This is a genomic window from Rhodanobacter sp. Root627 (assembly GCF_001427835.1).
Lineage (GTDB): Bacteria > Pseudomonadota > Gammaproteobacteria > Xanthomonadales > Rhodanobacteraceae > Rhodanobacter > Rhodanobacter ginsenosidimutans.
In genome coordinates this window covers 67,243-85,428 of the sequence record NZ_LMGW01000002.1, presented here as the reverse complement: position 1 = coordinate 85,428, position 18,186 = coordinate 67,243, and the positions used below count along the sequence as shown (strand labels likewise).

Sequence of the window (18,186 nt, the reverse complement as noted above, 5' to 3'; positions counted from 1 at the left end):
GACCTCGGGCGGGCAGGTCGGTTAGAATGGGCGTTTCCCCTCGCATAGCGCCGTTCCCCGCATGATCGCACTCGACGGGCAGAGCGCCCTCTCGCCGTTCCGCCTCGAACGCCTCAACGCCCGCCTGGATGCCCTGCATCACGGTGTGCGCGTGCAGGCGTCGTGGTTTGTCTATTTCATCGACGCCGATGCCGCGCCCGAAGGCGTGCTGCGCCAGCGGTTGCTGGCCGTGCTGGAAGCGAAGGATGCCGCGCCGGAGCCGGCCACGCTGTGGGTGGTGCCGCGACTGGGCACGATTTCGCCGTGGTCGAGCAAGGCCACCGACATCCTGCATGGCGCCGGCTTCGGCGCCGACGTGCGGCGGGTGGAGCGTGGCATGGCGTGGCGCATGGCCGGCCTGCCGGACGCCGGCACGCCTGCCCACGAAGCGGTGATGGCGCTGCTGCACGATGCGATGACGCAATCGGTGTTGATCCGTATCGAAGACGCGCACAGCCTGTTCCTGGGCGGCGCGCCGGGCGATCTGCAATACATCGCGCTGGGCGCCGACGCCCGCGGCGCGCTGGCCGAGGCCAACAAGCGACTGGGCCTGGCGCTGGCCGACGACGAGATCGACTACCTGGCCGACCGTTACGCCGAACTCGGCCGCGACCCCACCGACGCCGAACTTTTCATGTTCGCCCAGGCCAACTCCGAGCACTGCCGGCACAAGGTGTTCAACGCCAGCTGGACGGTGGATGGCGAGGCGCAGGACAAGACCCTGTTCGGCATGATCAAGCACACCCACCAGCGCTCGCCGGCGTACACGCTGTCCGCGTATTCGGACAACGCGGCGGTGATCGAGGGCAGCAACGGCAAGCGCTTCTTCACCGACCCGGATGATGGCGTTTGGCGCGGGATCGAGGAGCGCATCGACTTCGCGATCAAGGTGGAAACGCATAACCACCCCACCGCGATCGCGCCCTGGCCCGGCGCGGCCACCGGCGCGGGTGGCGAGATCCGCGACGAAGGCGCCACCGGTCGCGGCGGCAAGCCAAAGGCCGGTCTCACCGGTTTCTCGGTCTCCGACCTGCGCATCCCCGGCCACCCGCAGCCGTGGGAAGTGGAGCGCCCTCTGCCGCCGCGGATGGCCAGCGCGTTCGAGATCATGCGCGACGGCCCGCTGGGCGCGGCCGCGTTCAACAACGAATTCGGCCGCCCCTGCCTGGGCGGCTATTTCCGCAGTTACGAGCACGAGACCGGCGAAGCCGGCCTGCGCCGCGGCTACGACAAGCCGATCATGCTGGCCGGCGGTCTGGCCAACCTGCGCGCGGGCCACGTGCTGAAGCACCCGGTGCAGCCGGGCAACAAGGTGATCGTGCTGGGCGGCCCGGCGATGCTGATCGGGCTGGGCGGCGGTGCCGCCTCGTCGGTGGCCGGCGGCGCGTCCAGCGCGGAGCTGGATTTCGCCTCGGTGCAGCGCGACAACCCCGAGATGGAACGGCGCTGCCAGGAAGTGATCGACGCCTGCTGCGCGCTGGGCGAGGCCAACCCCATCGTCAGCGTGCATGACGTGGGCGCGGGCGGCCTGTCCAACGCGATCCCGGAATTGCTCAACGACGCCGACGTGGGCGGCGTGATCGACCTGTCGAAAATCCCTTGCGACGATCCTTCGCTGTCGCCGATGCAGGTGTGGAGCAACGAGTCGCAGGAGCGCTACGTGCTGGCCATCGCGCCGGAAAATCTGGCCCAATTCGAAGCCATGTGCGTGCGCGAGCGTTGCCCGTATGCCGTCGTGGGCGACGCCACCGCCGAACGCCAACTGGTGCTGACCGATCCGCGCCGCGAGCTGACCGTCATCGACCTGCCGATGGACGTGCTGTTTGGCAAGCCGCCGCGCATGCATCGCGACGCCACCCGCATCAAGCCGCGCGTGGACCTGGTGCCCGACCTCACCGGCATCGGCATGGACGAGGCGCTGCTGCGCGTGCTGCGGTTGCCCGGCGTGGGCAGCAAGAGCTTCCTGATCACCATCGGCGACCGCACCGTGGGCGGCCTCAATGCGCGCGACCCGATGGTCGGCCCGTGGCAGGTGCCGGTCGCCGATTGCGCGGTGACCATCGCCGATTTCGACGGTTACGCGGGCGAGGCGATGGCGATGGCCGAACGCGCGCCAGTGGCCTTGCTCAGCAGCGCCGATGCGGCGCGGCTGGCGGTGGGCGAGGCGATCACCAACCTGGCCGCCGCACCGATCGCCTCACTCGGCGAGATCCGGCTGTCGGCCAACTGGATGGCCGCGGTCAACCATCCGGGCGAGGACGCCGCGTTGTTCGATGCGGTGCACGCGGTGGGCATGGAGCTGTGCCCCGAACTCGATATTTCCATCCCCGTCGGCAAGGACTCGCTGTCGATGCAGACGGTGTGGCAGGACGGTGGCACGCCGCAGCGCACGGTGTCGCCGGTGTCGCTGGTGATCACCGGCTTCGCCCGCGTGGGCGACGTGCGCCGCACGCTGACCCCGCAACTCAAGCTCGATCGCGGCCACTCGTCCCTGTGGCTGGTGGACCTTGGCGCCGGCCGCGACCGCCTGGGTGGCTCCGCGCTGACCCAGGTGTTCAACCGCGGCGGCGGCGTGCCGCCGGATCTCGATGACGCGAAGCGGCTGCGCGCGCTGTTCGAACTGGTGCAGGAGGCGAATGCCAACGGCCTGCTGCTGGCTTATCACGACCGTTCCGACGGTGGCGTCATCGTCACCTTGCTGGAGATGGCCTTCGCCGGCCATTGCGGCCTGGAAATCCATCTGGACGGCTGGGCCGAAGCGGCCATGCGCGCGCTGTTCAACGAGGAACTGGGCGCCGTGTTGCAGGTGGCGGATGCCAACCGCGAGGCGTTCGAGAGCCTGCTGGTGAAATACGACCTGGCCGGTTGCAGCCACCGGATTGGACGGCCAAAAGAAAAGCTGGGCATCAAACTGTTCAACGGCAGCGACACCTTGTTCAAGTGGAACTGGAGCACGCTGTACGCGGCCTGGAACGAAACCAGCCACGCCATGCAGCGCCTGCGCGACAACCCGCTCAGCGCCGACGCCGAGCTGGAATGGCGTCTGGACGATGCCGACCCGGGCATCTCGCCAAAGCTCACGTTCGACCCGACGCAGGACGTGGCCGCCGCGCTCATCGCCAAGGGCCAGCGGCCGCGCATCGCGATACTGCGCGAGCAGGGCGTCAACGGCCAGGTGGAGATGGCCGCCGCGTTCACCCGCGCCGGCTTCGACGCGGTGGACGTGCACATGTCGGATCTCGCCAGCGGTCGCGTGAAGCTGGCCGATTTCCGCGGTTTCGCGGCGTGCGGCGGGTTCTCCTACGGTGACGTGCTGGGCGCGGGTCGCGGCTGGGCCACCTCGATCCTCTACAACGACGACTTGCGCGAGCAGTTCACCGCGTTCTTCGCCGACGAGACGAAGTTTGCGCTGGGCGTGTGCAACGGTTGCCAGATGCTGTCACAGCTGAAGGAAATCATTCCCGGTGCGCAGCACTGGCCGAAGTTCCTGCGCAACGCGTCGGAGCAGTACGAGTCGCGCGTGGCCACGCTGGAAATCCTCGATTCGCCCAGCCTGTTCTTCAAGGGCATGACCGGCTCGCGGATTCCGGTGGCGGTGGCGCACGGCGAGGGCCGGGTGAGTTTTCCGCAGGTGTGCAGCCCGTCCAAGTCGCACGGCGCAGTGCGCTTCGTCGACAACCGCGGCAAGCCCACCGAGAACTTCCCGCTCAACACCAACGGCTCGCCCGGCGGCCTGGCCGGCTTCACCGCCGCCGATGGCCGCGTGACCATCCTGATGCCGCATCCGGAGCGCGTGTTCCGCAGCGTGCAGTTGAGCTGGCATCCGGAAAACTGGGGTGAGGATTCACCGTGGATGCGCATGTTCCGCAACGCCCGCGTGTGGTGCGACTGATCGTTCCACCGCCCACAGAACGCCACTGAGCCATGGCCCGGTGGCGCTTACCCGAGTGGCATGCCATGGCGCCGATGCTGGCATGGCTGGCGGCGCTGGCGTTGCTGCCATGGTGGCTGGGGCTGCCCCTGTTGCTGGCTCTGGCTGCCGCGTTGTTGTTGCAACTGCACTGGCCGGCTGAACACGCCAGACTGTTACGGCAGGCGTTGCGCTGGGGCCTGCCCGGGGTGATGGTCGCACTGCAACGGGCATTGGGTGGCGGAGCGTTCGGCGTGGGCGCCGCACTGCTGGGCGCACTCGCCGGCTACACCTTGCTGGCCGGCATGGAGGCGTGGCTGGATCGCGACCTGCGCCGCGCCCCCGCCGGTACCACCTCCGACGCGGAATGGCCCGAGTTGGCCCGCGCGCCGATCGGCCCGCCCGCCCGCATCATCGAACTGCGCCCACCCGAGTGGCACGCCGCATCAGCGGAACTCGCCGACCCGCGCGGCGGCCGCTTGCAGTGGCGCGAGGGCAGCTACCTGTTTGCGGACGGCATGCAAGTGGAAGCCGGCGAGCAATGCGATTTCAGCCCGGGCGGACGCTGGTTCGCTGCCCGCCCCGAACACGGCCGTCGCCTGCTGCTATGCGATCGCGACCATCACCGCTGCCACCGCCTGCGCGGCTGGAACCTGTATGGCTGGGACGGCGAACAGCCCTGGCTGCAACGGCGCGAAGGCGACATGCCGGTGCCGCTGGAACACGTCGCCGGCTCCCGCGGGCGACGGTAGGAGCGCTCCCACCGATGCACCCATCCGGTTCTCACATTGCCCCGTCTCACGCATACTTGCGCCGGTGAATCCTCCTTCTTCTTCCGCTTCCGCGCCCGCGGTCAGCATCATCGTCGTGTCGGCCGACAGCGGTCCCTCGCTGCGCGATGGTGTGCGCGAGGTATTGGCCAGTACCTTGCCGCTGGAACTGGTCCTGATCGACAACGCCTCCACCGACGGCATGCCGCAGGCGATCGCGCAGGCGCACGCGGGTGACGGGCGCCTGCGGGTGATCGAGAACCACGCAAACCTGGGTTTTGGGCCGGCGGTGAATCGCGCGGCTGCACAGGCATGCGGCGAAACCTTGCTGGTGTTGAACCCCGATTGCCTGCTGCAGGAAACGGCGCTGCAGCGGTTGCTCGATATCCTCGAAGCGCATCCGCGTGCGGGACTGGTGGGAGCGGTGGTGTGCGACGCCGACGGCCAGCCCGACCCGGCCTCGTTCCGCCGCGACCCGCTGTTGCGGCGCGCGCTCACCAGCCTGTTCGGTGGCGCGGGAGAAGGCGTGGCGATCGACGGCGCCATGCCCGATCGGGTGGTGGAAGCCGAGGCCGTCTCCGGCGCGGTGATGCTGCTGCCGCGCGGGGTTTTCCAGCAGTTGGAAGGCTTCGACGAAGGCTATTTCCTGCACTGCGAGGATCTGGACCTGTGCCGCCGAGTGCGTGATGCCGGCTACCAGGTGCTGCTGGCGGGCGACGTGCATGTGCCGCATGGCAAGGGCAGTTCCAGCCGCCACCGGCCGGTGTTCGTCAGCCGCTACAAGCACAGCGGCATGTGGCGCTGGTTCCGCAAGTTCGACCCGGCCGCGCGCAACCCGCTGCTGGCGGCCGCGGTGTGGCTCGGTATCTGGGGACACTTTTTGTTGCTGGTGCCGGGGCAGTGGTGGCGTGCGAGGCAACGGGTTCGGGGCGGGAACGCCTGATTTCGCGCAACAGTTTCCTCAACCGTTCCGGCTGAGCGTAGCCGCGCAGCGGCGTAGTCGAAGCCCTGCCGCATAACCACCCTTCGACTCCGCCGCTGCGCGGCTACGCTCAGGGCGATCGATGGGAGCTTCCCCATTCCCCATTCCATCCAGCACCCCATGCCCAACCCACGCCAGACCACCACCCTCGCGACCCTCGGCCTGCTGGCAATGACAGCCGTCTGGGGTTCGACCTTCGTGCTGATCAAGGACGTGGTGGGGCGCATGCCGGTGGCGGATTTTCTGGCCGTGCGTTTCCTGATCGGCGCGGGGGTGATGTTGGCGTTGTTCGCGCGGCCGGTGTGGCGGCTTGGACGGCAACAACTGGTGCGCGGCTTGTTGCTGGGCGCGCTCTATGGTGTGGGGCAGTTGCTGCAGACGTGGGGCCTGGCCTTGATCGCGCCCAGCGTCAGCGGTTTTGTCACCGGCATGTATGTGGTGTTCACGCCGATCCTGGCGGTGCTGTTGTTGCGTCGGCGGATGCCTGCCGTGACGTGGCTGGCGGTGGCCTTGTCCACGGCGGGGTTGGCGCTGCTGTCGCTCAACGGGCTTTCGGTGGATCTGGGCGTGTGGCTGACGCTGGCCTCGGCCGTGCTGTATGCGCTGCACATCGTGGGGCTGGGGCAATGGTCGCGGCCGGGCGAGGCGTTCGGCATGTCGGCGGTGCAGATGCTGGCGATCGCCGCGGTCTGCCTGTTGGCCACCGCACCGCACGGCCCGGTGTGGCCACCCGACCGCAATGCATGGCTGGCGATTCTGTACATGGCGCTGATCGCCGGCGCCGGCGCGATGCTGATGCAGACCTGGGCGCAGTCACACCTGCCGGCCACCCGCGCCGCCATCGTGATGACCACCGAGCCGGTGTTCGCCGCGGCGTTCGCGGTGCTGTTCGGCAGTGACGTGCTGGGCTGGCGCATGCTGGCAGGCGGCGCGCTGGTGCTGGCGGCGATGTATCTGGTGGAGCTGGCGCCGCGCCGGTCCGACACGGCGGCCGCGCTGCAAGCCGAGGCGGTGCATCACGAGGTGTGAGGCTGTTGCGTCCTGATGGATGCGCCGCCACGCGGCTGCAATGCGATCCGCACCAGGTAAATGATGATCGCCACATTGCCCACCAGGGTGGCCAGTTTCAACCAGCCGAAGCGGTGCAGCGTCTCGTACAGCTCCAGCGGAATCAGCGAACCGGTGGCGATCACCGTGAACCATTCCGCCCAGTGCCTGCCCAGCCACAGGCCGATGCCCTCGACGCCGAACAGCACCGCATAACCCAACGCCACCGCGCCGACCGCCACGAACTTGCTGGGACCGAACGCCACCAGCACGCCCACCAGTTTCCAGCGCAGGCCATTGCTGTCGGCCAGCGAAAGATGTTCCAGCCAGTGCACCAGGTGTTCGAAATTCTGCTGATGGTCCAGATGGAACGCCGCCATCGCCACCAGCAGCAGGCAGGCGGTCTTCACGATCTCGTACATCGCGATGACACGCAGTCCGGGGTGGCGTTGCAGCGGTGCGGATTTCAGCGGGGACAGCAGGGTGTTTTCGGAGGGGGACATGGTGGGCATCGGGCAGACAAGCGGCCCATTGTCCTCGCTTGGCGCCGGTTGACCAATGCGCCATGTCATTACCTTGTAGGAGCGGCTTCAGCCGCGACAGCTCGGCGTTGGAGCAGAAGCGGTCGCGGCTGAAGCCGCTCCTACATTGAGCAGCCCCTCAGCAACAGCGCCCGCCGCCTCCCTTGTAACGCGCTTCCTGCCGTTCGCGGAAAAACTCGCCATAGTTGGGCACCTTGCGTTCGGGGTGATGCTCGCGCAGATGCTTCACGTAGACGTCGTAGTCGGGTATGCCGCAGCACAGGCGGGCGGTCTGCACCGCCCACTTGCGTACCGCGTTCAACGTGCTGGCCATCATGACGCCACGCTGCCCAACGCCACGTAGGGCTCTTCATGCGCGGTGGGATGGTTGGCCTGCCAGCCCCGGATCAGCGCGCGCAGGCAGAACACCACCATCACCACGATCAGCAGCATGAACAGGCCGGTGAGCGCCATGTCCACGTAGTTGTTGGTGACGATCTGCTGCATGGCGGCCGGGGTCTTGGCCGGCGCCAGCAGCTGGCCCTGCTGCAGGGCCGCGTTGTACTTGTTGGCGGCGGCGGTGAAGCTGATCGGGCCCACCAGTTTCTGGTAACCGGCGGTGAGCGTGCAGATGATCAGCCAGATCGCCGGGATGCCCGGCACCCACACGTAGCGCTCGCGCTTGAGTTTCACCACCACCACGGTGGCCAGCATCAGCGCGATTGCCGCCAGCATCTGGTTGGCGATGCCGAACAACGGCCACAAGGTGTTGATGCCGCCCAGCGGGTCGACCGCGCCCTGGTACAGGAAATAACCCCACAGGAACACGCAGATCGCGGTGGCCAGCAGGTTGCCGGCCCACGATTCGGTTTCCTGCAGCGGCTGGTGGATCAGGCCGGCGATCTCCTGGATCATGAAGCGGCCCACACGGGTGCCGGCGTCCACCGTGGTGAGGATGAACAGCGCCTCGAACAGGATCGCGTAGTGGTACCAGAACGCCATCATGCCGCCGCCCGGCAGGATGTTGTGCAGCAACTGGGCCATGCCCACGGCCAGCGTGGGCGCACCGCCGGCGCGGCTGAGGATGCTGTTTTCGCCGATGTCCTGGGCCGTCTTGATCAACTCGTCCGGTGTCACCACAAAGCCCCACTGGCTGATCGTGGTGGCCGCTTCCTGCACCGTGGTGCCGATGATGGCGCTGGGCGAGTTCATCGCGAAGTACACGCCCGGGTGCAGGTAGGTGGCGGCGATCAACGCCATGATCGCCACGAAGGCTTCGCACAGCATGCCGCCGTAACCGACCATGCGCGCCTGGCCTTCGTTGGCCAGCAGCTTGGGCGTGGTGCCGGAGGCGATGATCGAATGCCAGCCAGACACCGCGCCGCAGGCGATGGTGATGAACAGGAACGGGAACAGGTCGCCGGCGAACACCGGGCCGGTACCGTCGATGAAGCGGGTCACCGCCGGCATCTGCAGGTCCGGCGCGGCGATCAGGATCGCCAGCGCCAGCAACGCGATGGTGCCGATCTTCAGGAAGGTGGAAAGGTAATCGCGCGGCGCCAGCAGCAGCCACACCGGCAACACCGAGGCGACGAAGCCGTAGCCGATCAGCCACCAGGCCAGCGCCTTGGCGTCCATGTCGAACAGCGGCGCCAGCGTGGCCGAGTCCGCCACGTACTTGCCGGCCCAGATCGAGACCAGCAGCAGCACCAGGCCGATGATCGACACTTCGAGAATGCGGCCCGGTCGGAACCAGCGCATGTAGCCGCCCATCAGGAACGCGATCGGGATGGTGGCGGCCACGGTGAACGTGCCCCACGGGCTGTGCGTCAGTGCCTTGACCACCACCAGCGCCAGCACCGCCAGCACGATCATCATCAGCACCAGCACGCCGATCATCGCCACGATGCCGGGCACCGGTCCCAACTCCTCACGCAACATGTGGCCGAGCGAACGCGCGTCGCGGCGCAGCGACAGGCCAAGGATCATGAAGTCCTGCACCGCGCCGGCAAACACCACGCCGAACAGGATCCACAACGTGCCGGGCAGATAACCCATCTGGGCAGCCAGCACCGGGCCGACCAGCGGGCCGGCGCCGGCGATCGCGGCGAAGTGGTGGCCGAACACCACCCATTTGTCGGTGGGCACGTAATCGAGGCCGTCGTTGCGCAGCACGGAGGGCGGCGCGCGGGTGGGGTCCAACCTCAACACGGAGTGTTCGACGAACTTGCCGTAGAAGCGGTAGCCGATGGCGAAGATCGCCGTTGCGGCAGCTACCAGCCAGATCGCATTGATCGGTTCGCCCCGTCTCAATGCCACCACGCCCAGGCAGAAAGCACCGATGATGGCGATCGCGACCCAGACAATCTTGCTGGCGGCGCTCGGCGGGGGAACGGTGGCTTGCATCGTCTGCATGGCAACTCCTCCTCGGCAATACCGCAAGACTCCGCCCGGCGGCGGCGATGGTCAATGCCAAATAAGGCCAGCCGGATTAGCCATTGGTCGAATTGCGAGATCCGTGCACACCGCGTCACAGGGGCGGCGCTACACTGCCCGGCCCGCCGCCATCGAGGAAATACGCCATGCGCATCGCGATACGTCACGGTTTGTGCGGTCTTGCCCTGGTGGCTCTGGCGTTGCCGGTGGGCGCCGTCGGGTCCAATCAATTCAAGGACTTGTTGAACAAGGTCAAGCAGTCGACGCACACCTCGAATACGTCGCAGGCGGGCAGCAACCTGCCGACCAGCGACATCGCCGCCGGCCTCAAGGAAGCGCTGGCCAAGGGCACCACCAACGCCATCAACAGTCTCGGCCGCGACGGCGGCTTCTGGAACAACGCCAAGGTGCGTATTCCCCTGCCGGGCAAGCTCGAACAGGCCGGCCAGCTGGCCAGGCAACTGGGCCAGGGCGCCAAGGTGGATGCGTTCGAGTTGAGCATGAACCGCGCCGCCGAGAAGGCGGTGCCACAGGTTGCCGGGATCTTCGGCGACGCCATCCGCAAGATGACGCTGGACGACGCGCGCGGCATCCTCACCGGCGGTGACCACGCGGCCACCGATTTCTTCCGTCGCGTGGCCGGCGATGCACTGACCGCGCGCATCCATCCCATCGTGGCCCAGGCCACCGACAGCGCCGGCGTCACCCGGAAATACAAGGCGTTCACCTCTGGCAGCGGTGGTGGCCAGCTCGGCAGCGTGCTCGGGGCGCTGGGCGGCGGAAAGTCGAACAAGGGCGGCAGCCCGCTGGACCTGGACGACTACGTGACAGCGAAAACACTGGATGGCCTGTTCACCGAGATCGGCGCGCAGGAACGATCGATCCGCGAGAACCCCGCTGCGCGCAGCACCGAGTTGCTGAAAAAGGTGTTCGGCGGCCGTTGAACCCGCTTGCGGGTTCGACAAACACGACGCTCAGGCTTTGTGGCTCGCCGGGGCTCGTGCTTCTCGTGGCTCGTGAGCCACATCGCTTGCATTGCGCCGCACCGCCCCTAGATCGTCAAGAGATGGCGATTCCACGTCGAGGTTCTGCATGATTCGCGAAATCCTGAAGATGGGCGACCCACGGTTGCTGCGCGTCGCCCCGGCCGTGCCCACGGCAATGCTGGGCAGCGCGGAGCTGGATGTGCTGATCGCCGACATGTTCGAAACCATGCATGACGCCGGCGGCGTGGGTCTGGCCGCGCCGCAGATCGGCGTCGACCTGCAACTGGTGATCTTCGGTTTCGACCACAACGAGCGCTACCCCGACGCACCGGCAGTGCCGCGCACGATCCTGCTCAACCCGCTGATCACCCCACTGTCGCAGGACATGGAAGAAGGCTGGGAAGGCTGCCTGTCGGTACCGGGCCTGCGCGGCGCGGTGAGCCGTTACTCACTCATCCGCTACCAGGGCGTCGACCCGCAAGGCACCCGCATCGACCGCACCGCCGAAGGCTTCCACGCCCGCGTGGTGCAGCACGAATGCGACCACCTGATCGGTCGCCTGTACCCCTCGCGCATCACCGACTTCAGCAAGTTCGGCTACACCGACGTGCTGTTTCCGGGGCAGGACCTGGGAGACGATTGATGAAAGCCATCTGGAACGACACCGTGCTGGTCGACAGCGACGACACCGTCGTGGTCGAAGGCAATCACTACTTTCCCGCCGCCTCGTTGCGAGAGGAATATTTCCGCGAAAGCGATCATCACAGCGTGTGTCCGTGGAAGGGCACGGCCAGCTATTACGACGTGGTGGTCGGTGATGCAGTGAATGCCCAGGCCGCGTGGTACTACCTGCAGCCGAAGGAAGCCGCGGCGCAGATCGCCGGTCGGGTGGCGTTCTGGAAAGGGGTGCGCGTCGTCGATTGATACGGCGGGCGTTGCCCGGACGCTGTCGCCACACGGCAGCAACACGTTACGCCGACCGCATCTCGACATCCGCAGGTGCAGGGTGGAAAGCCCTTGATTCAAGGAGCCGCCATGCTTTCCGCCTTCGGCCTCAACTGCACCCTCAAGACCGGCAACGAACCGTCGTCCACCCAGAAACTGCTCGATCAGGTGCTGGAAGCACTGCAGGGCTACGACGTGACCACCGCCAGCGAGCGCGCCGTCAACCACGACATCAAGCCCGGCGTGAAGACCGACCAGGGGCCGGGCGACGCGTGGCCCGCGCTGCGCAAACGCATCGACGACGCCAACATCTTCGTGCTGGCCACGCCCATCTGGATGGGCCAGCCATGCAGCGTGGCCAAACGGGTGTGCGAACGTCTCGACGCGGTATTCGGCGAGATCGACGAGCACGGCGTCTATCCCACCTTCGGCAAGGTCGCCATGGTCTGCGTGGTCGGTAACGAGGACGGTGCGCATCACGTCACCGCGGAGCTCTACCAGGCGCTGGCCGATGTCGGTTTCAGTATCCCCGGGGGCAGCTCCAGCTACTGGGTCGGCGAGGCGATGCACAAGACCAACTACATCGACCTGAAGGAAACGCCCAAGGCGCTGGCCGGCGCGATCAAGACCCAGGCCTGCAATGCGGCGCATCTGGCGGGGCTGTTGCAGGGAAGCCCGTACCCGCCGACGAAGTAGGGACGTGTCGCGGGACGGTGGTGCCCACCGATGTCGCCCGTTCGCTTGCCGATATGCCGTGTGGGTGCGCGGCATTCGCGCACCCACACGGCGAAGCCGTCAGTTCGCGGTGGCCTGCGCAGCCTTCGCGGCTGATGCCGCCGAAGCTGCGTCGTCGAACTGCCAGGCGGGTTTGCTCTTGCCGTCCACGTTCATTTGGGTGCGCGGAAGACCATCCGTGCCGTTGAACCGGACATGGACACTGTTGGCATTGGTACTCAGCTCAAAGGCTGCGTCCCGAGCCGCGGGATCACCGTAATTGACATACATGCCGGCGAAGTTGTCCGCGTCGTCGACCATCAACCCAATCGCCTCGTAGGGAGGCTTGGCACGATCAAGCGCGATCCCGACGCGTCCGGTCCCCATGAAAGCCATGCCTCCACGCTCGCTGCCCTTGGTGTCGTAGAGCGTCATGCCGTAGTTGTTGTCATCACCCCTACGCTTGTAGGTCTTGCCATCGATATGCAGCGTGGGCGTTTGCCCGACGGCCAGGCGATCCGCCCCGGTCTTGCCGAGGAAGATGATGCCGTCCGAAGCGTCGTCCTTGCGCGTGCGGTCCTTGCTGGCGGGCACCGGCGCGCCGATCAGGATGCGGTCGTGGCCCTGGGCATCGGTGATCACCAGGCCCTGCGTGCGGATGATCGCGTCGGGCTTGGCCGGCGCCTCGGGTTTGCGCAGCAGGGACACGGCGGCCAGCGCAACCACCGCCAGCAGGGCGAGTATCACCAGCACGCGCAAACGGGCTACTTCTTGTTGCAGGCGGTTCCAGTCTTCGATACGCACATCGGCAAGTCCGTTCATCTTGGGGAATCCTTGTGTGATGGAGGGAGGGACATGCCGCCGGATACCGCATCCAGCAGTAGGCCCTCGGCGAGTATAGGATTCCCGTGTTTGGTGCTCCACACCGTTGCGGTGGCAACCGCCAAATCACCGGTGGCGTAAGCTGGAGAGCGGTGGCTTTCCGCCGGGGAGAGATTTGGTGAAGAAAGAAGATGAAACGCACATGCAGATTGTGTCCGCGGATATCAGCTCGGAACTGCTGACCGGGATGGTGATTTTTCGACCGCACTGCGTATCCCGCGTCGGCCGCACCGTGGGCGACGTGAGCAAGAAGGGCAACTGGTACGCCCTGCGTCCCGGTGAGGTGCGCAGCTTTGCGCGAGCGCTGCTGGACGCAGCCGATGCGCTGGACCTGAAGGCGAAAACCCTGCAGGCGGCCAAGACGGCTGCCTGATTTGCGTTGCGGCGGATTGAGTGCAGCGACGCTACGGCGTCGGCGCATCGGCCGTCACGCGGTGGTCGGTTCCCGCCGTGTTTCCGCGGCAGCGAAGCGCGCCTTGTAGGCGCCGGGGCTGACGCCCAGCTTGCGGCGGAAATGATGGCGCAGGGTGATCGCGCTGCCGAAGCCGCACTCGCCGGCGATGGCGTCGATGGACAGCGACGAACCCTCCAGCAATTCCCGCGCCCGGTCCACCCGCGCCGCGATCAACCAGTCCGCCGGGCTGGTGCCGGTGGCCTGCTTGAAGTGGCGCATGAAGCTGCGTTCGCTCATCGCCGCCATCGCGGCCAGCTCGGCGATCGGCTGGTGGCTGGCCAGCCGCCGCTGCATGTGGTCGATCACTTTTGACAGCGTGCTGGATTCGCGTTTCGCCACCGGCCGCTCGACGAACTGCGCCTGGCCGCCGTCGCGGTGCGGCGGAATCACCAGCCGCCGCGCCACCTGGTTGGCCACGTCGGCGCCGTGGTCGCGACGCACCAGATGCAGGCACAAGTCCAGGCCCGCCGCGCTGCCGGCGGACGTGAGCAACTGGCCTTCGTCCACGTACAGCACCGCTGGATCGACCTTGATGCGCGGGTACCTGCGTTGCAGCGCCTCGGCGTAGCGCCAGTGGGTGGTGGCGCGGCGGCCATCGAGCAGGCCGGTGGCGGCCAGCACGAAGGCGCCCGAGCAGATCGTCAGCAACCGTGCGCCGCGTGCATGCGCCTCGCGCAGGGCGTCCAGCACGCGTGTCGGTACCGGCACGTCGAGGCCTTTCCAGCCGGGGATGATGATGGTGCCGGCGTCGGCGAGTCGCTCCAGTCCCGCGTCCGCCGTCACCCGCATGCCGTATTGACCACGCAGCGGGCCGCGCTCGGCGGCACAGGTTTCGAAGCGGTACCAGCCGGGCTGCAATTCGGGTCGTGGCAGGCCGAAAACCTCGGCCGCGCAGGCGAACTCGAAGCCGCACAAGCCGTCGTAGACCAGCGCGGCGACCAGTGGGTTGGGCGGGGTTCGGCGGCGACGGGAGATTGGCATGATCTGATCGAAGCGTGTCGTTTTCGCCAATTGTGCGCGCCCCGCCGCGGCCGAACAATGAGTCTCCATCCGCACCCGGGAGCACCCATGTCGAACGCCGTCACCCAGATTCCCGCCGCGCCGTCCGCGCAGGCGCTGCAGCATTTCGAAGCGGCGTTCGCCTTCGAAACCGATTGCTGGGATACGCACGACGCCCTGCAGCAGGCCGAGCCGGGCTTCGTCCTCGTCGATGCCCGCGGCCCGGCGCACTACCAGCGCGGGCACGTCCCCGGCGCGATCAACATCCCGCATGCCAAGATCATCGAATCGCGGCTGGCGAAGCACCCCGCGGAGACCTTGTTCGTGGTGTATTGCGCCGGCCCGCATTGCAATGGCGCGGCGCGTGCCGCCGTGCGGCTGGCCCGGCTGGGACGGCCGGTGAAGCTGATGGCCGGTGGTATCACGGGCTGGATCGATGAGGGGTTCGAGCTGGCCATCGGTGCCGATGATGACTGAGCGGTCGCCGGGCGTGAGCACCACCGCTGAAGTGCGACCGGCAAGACCGAACGACATCGAAGCTTTGGTGGTGATGTGCGGCGAACACGCGCGGCACGAAGGCGCACCCTATCGGCGCGCGGGCAAGGCCAAGGCACTCTCGCAGGCATTGTTCGCCGCCACGCCGCGATTGCACGGTTGGGTGGCAGAGGCGGCCGGGGAGGTGACGGGCTATGCCACGGCCGCGTGGGAGTTCTCCACCTGGCAGGGCGGCGAATTCCTGCACATGGACTGCCTGTTCGTGCGTGAGGGATGGCGAGGCCACGGTACCGGCGCCGCCTTGCTGCAGGCGGTCGGCGATTTCGCCCGTCGTTCCGGTTGTGCGGAGATCCAGTGGCAAACGCCGGAATGGAACGGTGACGCTGCCCGTTTCTATCGCCGTGCCGGCGCGGTGGAAAAGTCCAAACGCCGCTTTTTCCTGGCGCTGGCCTGAGGCGGCATCGCCAGGTGCGATGGGATCACCTTCGTCGAGCCGCCCCTATCCGCTCAGCGGCAGCGATTGATCGTGTCGCGCAGTTCGATGGCGGCGTTGCGTGCGGCGAGGGCGAAGTCCTTGTCGTTGCCGGCGTAGATGATGCCGCGGGAGGAGTTGATCATCAGGCCGGTGCCGTCGGTGGTACGGCCGGCCTGCATCACCGCCTCGATGTCGCCGCCCTGGGCGCCGATGCCCGGCACCAGCAGCGGCATGTCGCCTACCAGTGCACGCACCTGGCGGATTTCCTCGGGCCAGGTGGCGCCAGTGACCAGGGCGCAGTTGCCGTGGGTGTTCCAGTCGCGGGCGATGGTTTCGGCCACGCGCAGGTACAGCGGCACGCCGCCGCAATCCAGCGCCTGGAAATCCGCGCCGCCGGGGTTGGATGTGCGGCACAGCAGGATCACGCCCTTGTCGGTGCGGTCCAGGAACGGCTGGATCGAATCGCGGCCCATGTACGGGTTCAGTGTCACAGCGTCGGCGCCGTAGCGGTCGAACGCCTCGGTGACGTAATGCTGCGCCGTGCTGCCGATGTCGCCGCGCTTGGCGTCCAGGATCACCGGCACGCCGGGATGCCGCTGGTGGATGTAGGCGATCAGGCGCTCGAGTGCGTCTTCGGCGCGCAGGGCTGCGAAGTGGGCGATCTGCGGTTTGAATGCGCAGGCCAGGTCGGCGGTGGCGTCGACGATGGCGTGGCAGAAGGCGAACACCGCATCGGGCGCGCCCTTGATGTGCGCGGGGAATTTCGCCGGGTCCGGATCGAGTCCCACGCAGACCAGGGTGTCGTGCTGGCGCCAGCGTTGCTGCAGGGCGTCGGAAAAGCGCATGGTCACTCTCGGGTCGGCGGGATCGGTTGGCCATTTTAGCGGCTGGCGGGATTTTTCGTTTATCGTCGACCAGAGTGATCTGTCATCTCGAAACCGCGAGGCCTTGCCCATGACGCACGAGATTTCCGCCAGCCGCCGTCGCTTCCTTCAGGTCGGTGCCACTGCCGCCACCATGGCGCTGATCAACCCGTTTGCCGCGCGAGCCGGCGGTGGTTCCGGCGGAACGCCAACGCGCGCCATGTTGAAACTGGGCAAGTCGGCGACTGGTCGCACCGTGCCATCGGGCCTTGTCGGCCTGAGTTTCGAAACGCTGCAGATGCACGACACCAGCTACTTCTCGGCATCGAACAAGGCGCTGATCGGCATGCTGCGCCGGTTGAACCCGCAGGGCGTGTTGCGCATCGGCGGCAATTCCAGCGATTACTCGGCGTGGAGCGGTTACACCGGCGCGCTGCCGCCGTTCGAGCAATTGCCGCACGCGGTGTTCAAGCGGCCGTACATGGTTACGCCCGAGCAGCTGACGAACCTGGCGGGCTTCCTCGATGCCACCGGCTGGCGGCTGGTGTTCGGCGTCAACCTGCGTCGCGGCTCGCCGGCGATGGCGGCCGAGTTGGCCGAGGCGGTGCAGCGCGCGGTGGGCGACCGGTTGCAGGCGATCCAGATCGGCAACGAGCCGAGCCTGTACAAGCACGCGGATGGCAGCGCCTTCAGCTACGACGAGTACCTGGCGTTGTGGCGCAAAACCGCCGGGGCGATCCGGCAGCGCGCGCACGTGCCGATCGCCGGCCCCGACACCAGCAATGAAATCGACTGGGTGCGGAAGTTTGCCCACGACACCAACGACATCGTGGCACTCACGCATCACTACTACCGCGGCGGCGCGCCGCAACCGACCACCACGGTGGCGCAAATGCTGGGTGGCGACCCCGACTTCATCCAGCAGGCGGAACAGGTCGCCAAGGTGGCGGCGGCGAAGAAGCTGCCGTTCCTGCTGACCGAAGCGAACTCCTACTGGGGCGGCGGCAAGCTGGGTGTCAGCAATACTTTCGCTTCGGCGTTGTGGGGCGGCGATTTCGCGCTGGCTTGCGCACAGGCCGGCGTGGACGGCATCAACATCCACTCCGGCACGCTGTCGGTACTGGAGGCATCGCTCAACAAGAACGTGGCGACGGCGCCAAAGGGTGCCACCTACGAGCAGCGGCTGGATGCGATCAGCGGCCGCTACACGCCCATCGCCGGCGATGCGGAGGAGGGTTATTACGCCCGCCCGCTGTATTACGGGTTGCTGCTGGCGCGGCAGTTCGCGGGGGCGGGTTTCGTCGATGCCGCGCTCCGTGCGAATGGCGCCAACCTCACCGCCTACGCGGCTGACCGCGGCGGACAGCGCCTGCTGGCGGTGTTCAACAAGGATCTGCAGCGTGATGTGGATCTGCAGGTGGATTTCGGCCACGCGGGAAGTGCGGCCAAGGTGTGGCGTCTGCAGGCGCCGGGCATCGACGACGTGCACCACACCACGTTGGCTGGCGCCGCCGTGGGGCATACGGGCGACTGGTCGCCGGTTTCCGATGAAACGCTGCGGATCGATGCGGGGCGGGGCGTGTTGTCGCTGCCGCGTGGTAGTGCCGTGTTGGTGACGGTCGAGGCCTGAGAAATACGGATAGCACTTGTAGGAGCGGCTTCAGCCGC

18 protein-coding genes are annotated in these 18,186 nt (G+C 67.2%); 12 read left to right on the top strand and 6 right to left on the bottom strand.

Annotated elements, in window-relative coordinates; translation table 11 throughout:
- Positions 1–61 precede the first annotated feature (61 nt).
- The 4 genes from purL to ASD68_RS07790 all read left to right on the top strand — a co-directional run bounded on the left by purL (position 62) and on the right by ASD68_RS07790 (position 6,730).
- Positions 62–3,931 carry a phosphoribosylformylglycinamidine synthase gene (purL, locus tag ASD68_RS07805; RefSeq protein WP_056605439.1) on the top strand — a complete coding sequence of 1,290 codons (3,870 nt, stop codon included), beginning with the start codon at positions 62–64 and terminating at the stop codon, positions 3,929–3,931.
- A gap of 65 nt (positions 3,932–3,996) precedes the next feature.
- A complete protein-coding gene (locus tag ASD68_RS07800) occupies positions 3,997–4,701 on the top strand; it encodes a hypothetical protein (protein WP_235578680.1) in 705 nt (234 codons plus the stop codon).
- Positions 4,702–4,765: 64 nt separating this feature from the next.
- On the top strand, positions 4,766–5,662 hold the full coding sequence (locus ASD68_RS07795; protein WP_056605432.1) for a glycosyltransferase family 2 protein: 897 nt from the start codon (positions 4,766–4,768) through the stop codon (positions 5,660–5,662).
- 159 nt (positions 5,663–5,821) lie between these two features.
- Complete coding sequence (locus tag ASD68_RS07790) at positions 5,822–6,730, top strand: DMT family transporter (RefSeq protein WP_056605429.1); 909 nt, start codon at positions 5,822–5,824, stop codon at positions 6,728–6,730.
- Here ASD68_RS07790 and ASD68_RS07785 read toward each other — a convergent pair.
- The 3 genes from ASD68_RS07785 to ASD68_RS07775 form a co-directional block, all read right to left on the bottom strand.
- The gene (locus tag ASD68_RS07785; protein WP_056607377.1) at positions 6,718–7,251 is read right to left on the bottom strand and encodes a DUF2127 domain-containing protein; all 534 of its coding nucleotides are present in this window, start codon (positions 7,249–7,251) and stop codon (positions 6,718–6,720) included. The genes ASD68_RS07790 and ASD68_RS07785 overlap by 13 nt on opposite strands.
- A gap of 157 nt (positions 7,252–7,408) precedes the next feature.
- Complete coding sequence (locus tag ASD68_RS07780) at positions 7,409–7,603, bottom strand: YbdD/YjiX family protein (protein WP_056083948.1); 195 nt, start codon at positions 7,601–7,603, stop codon at positions 7,409–7,411.
- A complete protein-coding gene (locus ASD68_RS07775; protein WP_056607374.1) occupies positions 7,603–9,675 on the bottom strand; it encodes a carbon starvation CstA family protein in 2,073 nt (690 codons plus the stop codon). Before ASD68_RS07775 ends, ASD68_RS07780 begins: the two co-directional genes overlap by 1 nt.
- 176 nt (positions 9,676–9,851) lie before the next feature.
- Between ASD68_RS07775 and ASD68_RS07770 the strand changes: the two genes are divergently transcribed.
- The 4 genes from ASD68_RS07770 to ASD68_RS07755 all read left to right on the top strand — a co-directional run bounded on the left by ASD68_RS07770 (position 9,852) and on the right by ASD68_RS07755 (position 12,332).
- The gene (locus ASD68_RS07770; protein WP_056605426.1) at positions 9,852–10,649 is read left to right on the top strand and encodes a DUF4197 domain-containing protein; all 798 of its coding nucleotides are present in this window, start codon (positions 9,852–9,854) and stop codon (positions 10,647–10,649) included.
- A gap of 148 nt (positions 10,650–10,797) precedes the next feature.
- Positions 10,798–11,334, top strand: a complete 537-nt coding sequence (def, locus tag ASD68_RS07765; protein ID WP_056081280.1) for a peptide deformylase — start codon at positions 10,798–10,800, stop codon at positions 11,332–11,334.
- Entirely contained in the window at positions 11,334–11,615 is a 282-nt protein-coding gene (locus tag ASD68_RS07760; protein ID WP_156458368.1) for a DUF427 domain-containing protein, read from the top strand. Before def ends, ASD68_RS07760 begins: the two co-directional genes overlap by 1 nt.
- Before the next feature lie 111 nt (positions 11,616–11,726).
- The gene (locus ASD68_RS07755) at positions 11,727–12,332 is read left to right on the top strand and encodes an NAD(P)H-dependent oxidoreductase (protein ID WP_056605420.1); all 606 of its coding nucleotides are present in this window, start codon (positions 11,727–11,729) and stop codon (positions 12,330–12,332) included.
- A gap of 99 nt (positions 12,333–12,431) precedes the next feature.
- Here the strand turns inward: ASD68_RS07755 and ASD68_RS07750 are convergent, their stop codons facing one another.
- Positions 12,432–13,172: a hypothetical protein gene (locus ASD68_RS07750; RefSeq protein WP_056605417.1), complete on the bottom strand. Its 741-nt coding sequence runs from the start codon at positions 13,170–13,172 to the stop codon at positions 12,432–12,434.
- A gap of 202 nt (positions 13,173–13,374) precedes the next feature.
- Between ASD68_RS07750 and ASD68_RS07745 the strand changes: the two genes are divergently transcribed.
- Positions 13,375–13,605, top strand: coding sequence for a hypothetical protein (locus ASD68_RS07745; RefSeq protein ID WP_056083943.1), 231 nt, complete (start codon positions 13,375–13,377; stop codon positions 13,603–13,605).
- 54 nt (positions 13,606–13,659) lie between these two features.
- On the opposite strand, the gene ftrA is transcribed toward ASD68_RS07745, so the two are convergent.
- Positions 13,660–14,667, bottom strand: coding sequence for a transcriptional regulator FtrA (gene ftrA, locus ASD68_RS07740; protein ID WP_056607372.1), 1,008 nt, complete (start codon positions 14,665–14,667; stop codon positions 13,660–13,662).
- 87 nt (positions 14,668–14,754) lie between these two features.
- On the opposite strand from ftrA, the gene ASD68_RS07735 reads away from it, so the two are divergent.
- Together ASD68_RS07735 and ASD68_RS07730 are read left to right on the top strand one after the other, a co-directional pair.
- Positions 14,755–15,162 (top strand): rhodanese-like domain-containing protein, encoded by a 408-nt coding sequence (locus tag ASD68_RS07735; protein WP_056605415.1) that lies wholly within the window; start codon positions 14,755–14,757, stop codon positions 15,160–15,162.
- Positions 15,163–15,175: 13 nt separating this feature from the next.
- Positions 15,176–15,634: a GNAT family N-acetyltransferase gene (locus ASD68_RS07730; protein WP_056605412.1), complete on the top strand. Its 459-nt coding sequence runs from the start codon at positions 15,176–15,178 to the stop codon at positions 15,632–15,634.
- A 53-nt stretch (positions 15,635–15,687) separates the two neighbouring features.
- Here the strand turns inward: ASD68_RS07730 and pyrF are convergent, their stop codons facing one another.
- Positions 15,688–16,500: an orotidine-5'-phosphate decarboxylase gene (pyrF, locus tag ASD68_RS07725; protein WP_056605409.1), complete on the bottom strand. Its 813-nt coding sequence runs from the start codon at positions 16,498–16,500 to the stop codon at positions 15,688–15,690.
- Between the two features lie 109 nt (positions 16,501–16,609).
- On the opposite strand from pyrF, the gene ASD68_RS07720 reads away from it, so the two are divergent.
- Entirely contained in the window at positions 16,610–18,148 is a 1,539-nt protein-coding gene (locus tag ASD68_RS07720) for a hypothetical protein (protein ID WP_056605407.1), read from the top strand.
- Positions 18,149–18,186 lie beyond the last annotated feature (38 nt).

What these genes read in the sequence shown, in the direction of transcription:
- pyrF (WP_056605409.1), bottom strand. Translation starts at nt 16,500, where the DNA reads ATGCGCTTTTCCGACGCCCTGCAGCAACGCTGGCGCCAGCACGACACC.
- ASD68_RS07775 (WP_056607374.1), bottom strand. Translation starts at nt 9,675, where the DNA reads ATGCAAGCCACCGTTCCCCCGCCGAGCGCCGCCAGCAAGATTGTCTGG.
- ASD68_RS07790 (WP_056605429.1), top strand. Translation starts at nt 5,822, where the DNA reads ATGCCCAACCCACGCCAGACCACCACCCTCGCGACCCTCGGCCTGCTG.
- ASD68_RS07750 (WP_056605417.1), bottom strand. Translation starts at nt 13,172, where the DNA reads ATGAACGGACTTGCCGATGTGCGTATCGAAGACTGGAACCGCCTGCAA.
- ASD68_RS07745 (WP_056083943.1), top strand. Translation starts at nt 13,375, where the DNA reads ATGCAGATTGTGTCCGCGGATATCAGCTCGGAACTGCTGACCGGGATG.
- ASD68_RS07785 (WP_056607377.1), bottom strand. Translation starts at nt 7,251, where the DNA reads ATGTCCCCCTCCGAAAACACCCTGCTGTCCCCGCTGAAATCCGCACCG.
- ASD68_RS07755 (WP_056605420.1), top strand. Translation starts at nt 11,727, where the DNA reads ATGCTTTCCGCCTTCGGCCTCAACTGCACCCTCAAGACCGGCAACGAA.
- ASD68_RS07770 (WP_056605426.1), top strand. Translation starts at nt 9,852, where the DNA reads ATGCGCATCGCGATACGTCACGGTTTGTGCGGTCTTGCCCTGGTGGCT.
- ASD68_RS07780 (WP_056083948.1), bottom strand. Translation starts at nt 7,603, where the DNA reads ATGGCCAGCACGTTGAACGCGGTACGCAAGTGGGCGGTGCAGACCGCC.
- ASD68_RS07735 (WP_056605415.1), top strand. Translation starts at nt 14,755, where the DNA reads ATGTCGAACGCCGTCACCCAGATTCCCGCCGCGCCGTCCGCGCAGGCG.
- ASD68_RS07720 (WP_056605407.1), top strand. Translation starts at nt 16,610, where the DNA reads ATGACGCACGAGATTTCCGCCAGCCGCCGTCGCTTCCTTCAGGTCGGT.
- def (WP_056081280.1), top strand. Translation starts at nt 10,798, where the DNA reads ATGATTCGCGAAATCCTGAAGATGGGCGACCCACGGTTGCTGCGCGTC.
- ftrA (WP_056607372.1), bottom strand. Translation starts at nt 14,667, where the DNA reads ATGCCAATCTCCCGTCGCCGCCGAACCCCGCCCAACCCACTGGTCGCC.
- purL (WP_056605439.1), top strand. Translation starts at nt 62, where the DNA reads ATGATCGCACTCGACGGGCAGAGCGCCCTCTCGCCGTTCCGCCTCGAA.
- ASD68_RS07760 (WP_156458368.1), top strand. Translation starts at nt 11,334, where the DNA reads ATGAAAGCCATCTGGAACGACACCGTGCTGGTCGACAGCGACGACACC.
- ASD68_RS07800 (WP_235578680.1), top strand. Translation starts at nt 3,997, where the DNA reads ATGGCGCCGATGCTGGCATGGCTGGCGGCGCTGGCGTTGCTGCCATGG.